The sequence below is a fragment of the Shewanella sp. SG41-4 genome (assembly GCF_014164505.1).
Classification (GTDB): Bacteria; Pseudomonadota; Gammaproteobacteria; order Enterobacterales; family Shewanellaceae; genus Shewanella.
The window spans coordinates 1-5,203 of sequence record NZ_JACJFI010000267.1 but is presented as its reverse complement, the minus strand read 5'-3'; the positions used below and the strand labels follow the sequence as shown (position 1 = coordinate 5,203).

General features: G+C 42.4%; 4 protein-coding genes. 1 reads left to right on the top strand and 3 read right to left on the bottom strand.

All coding sequences use genetic code 11. The features are described from left to right. Positions 1-498: 498 nt before the first annotated feature. Entirely contained in the window at positions 499-1,314 is an 816-nt protein-coding gene (locus H5202_RS17740) for an SGNH/GDSL hydrolase family protein (protein ID WP_182773242.1), read from the bottom strand. Between the two features lie 344 nt (positions 1,315-1,658). On the opposite strand from H5202_RS17740, the gene H5202_RS17735 reads away from it, so the two are divergent. Beyond that, positions 1,659-3,278, top strand: a complete 1,620-nt coding sequence (locus tag H5202_RS17735; RefSeq protein WP_182773241.1) for an NAD(P)/FAD-dependent oxidoreductase — start codon at positions 1,659-1,661, stop codon at positions 3,276-3,278. Positions 3,279-3,364: 86 nt separating this feature from the next. Here the strand turns inward: H5202_RS17735 and H5202_RS17730 are convergent, their stop codons facing one another. After that, positions 3,365-4,273 (bottom strand): haloalkane dehalogenase, encoded by a 909-nt coding sequence (locus H5202_RS17730; protein ID WP_182773240.1) that lies wholly within the window; start codon positions 4,271-4,273, stop codon positions 3,365-3,367. Positions 4,274-4,396: 123 nt separating this feature from the next. Continuing rightward, positions 4,397-5,203: vWA domain-containing protein (locus tag H5202_RS17725; protein WP_182773239.1), on the bottom strand; the 807-nt coding region annotated here is incomplete at its 5' end.

Here is a 5,203-nt window from a genome sequence, read left to right as displayed (position 1 = left end):
GGATATTGGAAATGTCATTAGGATGTAGGGAACATCATTGACCATGTGCTACAAGGCATTCAGGCATCCTGCCTATCAGATGTGAGCTTAGCTTTTGCGGTACAGGTCGTTCTTTGGTATCTGACCCATATGGATATGGGAAATGTCATTATGATGTCGGGAACATCATTGACCTTGCCATCACGACATTCGTGAATCCATTCACATCAGATTCCCATCGGAAGCGTTAGCATTTTCACTCCTTATTACAAGATGGACCGAAGCAGGATTCAAACGAGGCCAAAAGCGAGATTAATTTCCGTCGCGACCTTTTCGCTATTATTGTTTGGTAAAAATGCGAAAATGTTGCCGGAACTCTGAGGGTTTGCAAAGGCTGATTCATAAACAAGAATGCGCTTACCCATTTGCTCTGGTGTGGTGAAGCGCGACGACGTTAGTGGCCGCAGGCCATATATCAGACTCATAGTAGGCAGAAACGCATAACATACTGCTATTTCATTAAAAAGCTGCAGATTTAATACCACCAACTATCTGCTCTACCACTAAATTTGCCCATGCATTATAAATCGGTGCACCAGGGTGAAACCCATCTGTGGCCATGACTTGGCGCATAAATTCAAGCATGGTGATATCAGGTCGTGGGTTGTCTAACGGCAGTTTAATTAATCTAAAGGCTGTAGTGGGATCGATATGTTGATTTATAGGCAGAGCGCCTTGCTGATCAAGTTTAATTAATAATTGCTGTAATTTACGATTAAATTGATTGGCGCGCTGGCCTAAGCTCCATCGAAGTGGATTGGGCAAAACAGGAAATAACCCCAGTGGCGGTAACGCCGTCACTAGTATCAGTTTGGGTTTGTACCGCTGAGTAATGAGCTCTAACAACTGTTTTTGTTGCTGCAGCCACTTATCGCAACTGATTGATGAAGTAATGTCGTTGACACCCAGTGATGTAACAATAACATCATAGTGCTTTTGGCTGAGGATTGGATGGGCTGTATCAATGCGTTCATGTAAGGCTTGTAACGTGGTGGCTGTCGTCGACCCAGTCTTAGCAAACAATGCATAACTAAATTCGAGTTGAGGGCTTAATTGCTCAATAATCTGTCCTAATAAAGCGTGTTGTTGATTGCTCACTCCAACGCCTGCAGCAGCTGAGTCACCCAAAATAAGCAAGCTTAACGCAGGATTCGATCCAGTTTTTCCAACTCGTTCACCCTCGGGTTCAGGCAACCTTGGCGTAGTACGGCGAACCTTAAGTCCCTGAAACACCAATACTGGGGCCAGCATGATAGAAATTCCTTGATGTAACATTACCTCTCCCTTTAACTCAACCAACGACAGATACCACAGTAAACTAAACCATTCATTTTGCTAATGGAATACCGTAACTGGTTTGATTAAATTTCGATAGCTGACCAACACTTAAATATTTAATGACAAAATTGTAAAAATCATCAAATGGTTTATAGATTAACACTAAATAAAGAGTCTAGACGGAACACTATAAAGGAAAACAAACTCAGCTAAGGCCATGATTTACTCTATATCATTAATAGAACCTGCCTGTATGGCATATGGCATCAATAGATAATTTCATTTTACTGTTAAATCACGTAAACTACGCGCTGTTTTTTAAGTCTCTTTTTAGGTAAATCATGATCCGTTTAAACCAAGTAAAATTGCCTCTCGACCATAATGAAGACGCACTGCAAGAACTTGTATTGCAAAGGCTCTCTATTTCAGCGGATCAGCTGATTGACATACACGTGTTTAAGCGCGGCTACGATGCCCGTAAAAAGAATTCAATTTGGTTAATTTATACATTAGATGTGACATTAGCCAACGTAGACGAAACAACATTATTAGCTTCACTTGCTGACGACCATAATATCCGCGTGTCACCAGATACCGATTATAAGTATGTTGCTACCGCACCAGAAGGCTTAACGGAACGGCCATTGGTGATTGGCATGGGACCATGCGGCCTGTTTGTTGGGCTTATGTTGGCACAAATGGGCTTTAAGCCGATTATTTTAGAGCGTGGTAAATCTGTCCACGAACGCGCTAAAGATACCTTTAGGTTTTGGCGTACCAGTGAGTTAAACACCGAATCAAATGTCCAATTTGGTGAAGGTGGTGCTGGCACATTTTCTGATGGCAAGCTATACAGCCAAGTAAAAGACCCCGGTTTTAAAGGCTTAAAAGTCAAACAAGAGTTTGTGGCCGCTGGCGCACCAGCAGAAATTATTTATGTTAGTAAACCCCACATAGGTACCTTTAAATTGGTCACCATGGTGGAAAAAATGCGCCGCGAAATCATTCGTTTAGGCGGTGAAATTCGCTTTGAAACCCGTGTGGATGAAATCAATATTACTGACCGTCAAGTCACTGGTGTGACGCTTAGAAATGGCGAAGTGCTGCATTCTAAACATGTTATTGCTGCAATTGGCCACAGTGCCCGAGATACTTTCCAAATGTTGCACGATAAAGGCGTGTATATGCAGGCACAGTCATTTTCGATTGGCTTTCGTATTGAACACAAGCAAGAGATGATTGATAAAGATCGCTTTGGCATCAATGCTGGTCACCCAATGTTAGGTGCTGCTGATTACAAGTTAGTTCATCATTGTAAAAGTGGTCGCAGTGTATACAGCTTTTGTATGTGCCCAGGTGGTGTGGTTGTGGCAGCAACGTCAGAAGAACACGCGGTAGTGACCAATGGTATGAGCCAATACTCACGAAGTGAGCGAAATGCCAACAGTGCCATTGTAGTTGGAATTGACCCAAGTGATTTTGATAATGACCCACTTCAAGGTATCGCACTACAACGTAAATTGGAGCGTCATGCCTATGTTATGGGTGGCAGCAATTACGATGCACCAGCACAAATGGTCGGCGACTTTTTAGCCGCTGGTATTGGAAAGCCGTTTGAAAACGTCGAACCATCTTACAAGCCCAACGTAAAAATGACTGACTTAAGCGATGCATTACCGCAATTCGCTATTGATGCTATCCGTGAAGCTATTCCTGCATTTGGTAAAAAGATTCGTGGTTTTGACAGTAAAGACGCTATGTTAACGGGTGTTGAAACGCGCACCTCTTCACCGGTGCAAATTAAACGTGGGGATGATTTTCAAAGTATCAATACCAAAGGTTTGTATCCTGCAGGTGAAGGTGCCGGTTATGCTGGCGGGATTTTATCTGCGGGTATCGACGGCATCAGTATTGCTGAAGCTGTTGCATTGGACATGATTAAAGAAATGACTCACAGTTAAGCCTTATCTCCAGTCACTTTAATGTCTTACTCTCAATAAAAAGAGCAGCCAAATATGGCTGCTCTTTTTTATTTTTAATGTAAATATTATCGATTATCGGCAATAAATTGCACAACAACTTCGGCCAATGCTTCGCCTTTATCTTCTTGTAAAAAATGGCCTGCACTGATAATCGTCGTATGCTTTTGCCCTTTTGTTCCTGGTATCAGTTTCTGCATCAAAGCATCACCGCCAGCAGTAATGGGGTCAGAGTCACTAAATGCTGTTAAAAAAGGCTTTTGCCATTGTGACAAGACTTTCCATGCAGCACGGTTTTTATCGGCTGAAGGATCATCTGGTGTGATTGGCACTAATAACGGAAACTGACGCGCGCCCTCTTTGTAGCGTTCATCAGGAAACGGGGCATCATAAGCGGCAATAACTTCAGCGCTTAATGTCGATACACAAGCACTGTTAATTAAGTGGCCCGTTGGGAAGACTTCAACCTCTTGTGAAAACTGAAGCCACTTTTTGAATGCATCACCGGGCTCATGATCACCAGTGGGCAACATGGTATTTGCACAAACAACTCGCGTAAATCGTTCACTATCTTCGGCAGCTAAACGTAAACCAATTAGCCCACCCCAATCTTGGCAAACCAAAGTAATGTCAGTGAGGTTAAGTTGCAGCATCAATGACTTTATCCAATCCACATGACGTTGATAGGTATAGTCGGCACGTTTTGTAGGTTTATCTGAACGACCAAAACCAATAAGATCGGGAGCAATAACTCGATGACCGGCTTTGACAAGAATAGGGATCATTTTGCGGTACAAGAAGCTCCAAGTTGGCTCACCATGCAACAATAATATTGGTGCGGCATCTTTAGGGCCTTCATCTACATACTGCACTCTAAGTTGACCACCTTCAGTGTCATCAACCGTTAAGTAATTAGCGGCAAAATGGTAATCAGGTAAATTGACAAAACAACTATCGTCGGTGCGTAAAAATTCCATATTATTTTCTATCCTTTTGTTTTCAAAACATAATGGCCGCCTAACTTAAGCTAAAGTCAAATTAACGGAGTCGCTTACCTGCATTTATTCAGTCATTTGTTTCAAACTGTACACAAAACAAGATTAACTCAGATCTTTAATCGCGCGCCCTATTCCATCAACCGTTAACGGATACATTTTATCGTTTACCAATTGTTGAATAATCGAAATAGAATGATGTATAGGCCATCGATTTTCAGGTTGAGGGTTAAGCCATGCCACTTTATTAAAATGACCTAACAATCGATTCATGTATTCAATGCCGGGTTTTTCATTCCAATGTTCAACACTGCCACCTTTAGCAATAATCTCGTATGGACCCATGGTCGCATCACCCACAAAAATGACTTTATAATCGGCACCGAATGTTCGGATGACTTCTTCTAAATCAATGACGTTATCGAAGCGGCGATTATTATCTTGCCAGACTGTGTCGTACACACAGTTATGGAAATAAAAGAATTTTAAATGCTTAAACTCACTGTGCGCGGCAGAAAAAAGCTCTTCGCAAGTATGAATATAATCATCCATCGAGCCGCCGATATCGAAAAACATCAATACTTTAACGGCGTTGTGACGTTCAGGCTCCATGTGAACATCTAACATGCCGCCGTTCTTGGCGGTGGAGCTGATCGTGGTATGAATATCGAGTTTTTCACTGGCACCAGTACGGGCAAACTTTCTGAGTTTTTTAAGGGCCAATTTTATATTTCGGGTACCAAGTTCACGGTCTTGGTCAAAGTTTTTAAACTCGCGTTTGTCCCATACTTTTACGGCACTGTTATTACGGTTTTTATCTTGGCCGACTCTAATCCCTTCAGGATTATAACCGTAAGCACCAAACGGAGAGGTACCGCCTGTGCCAACCCATTTATTGCCGCCAGCATGACG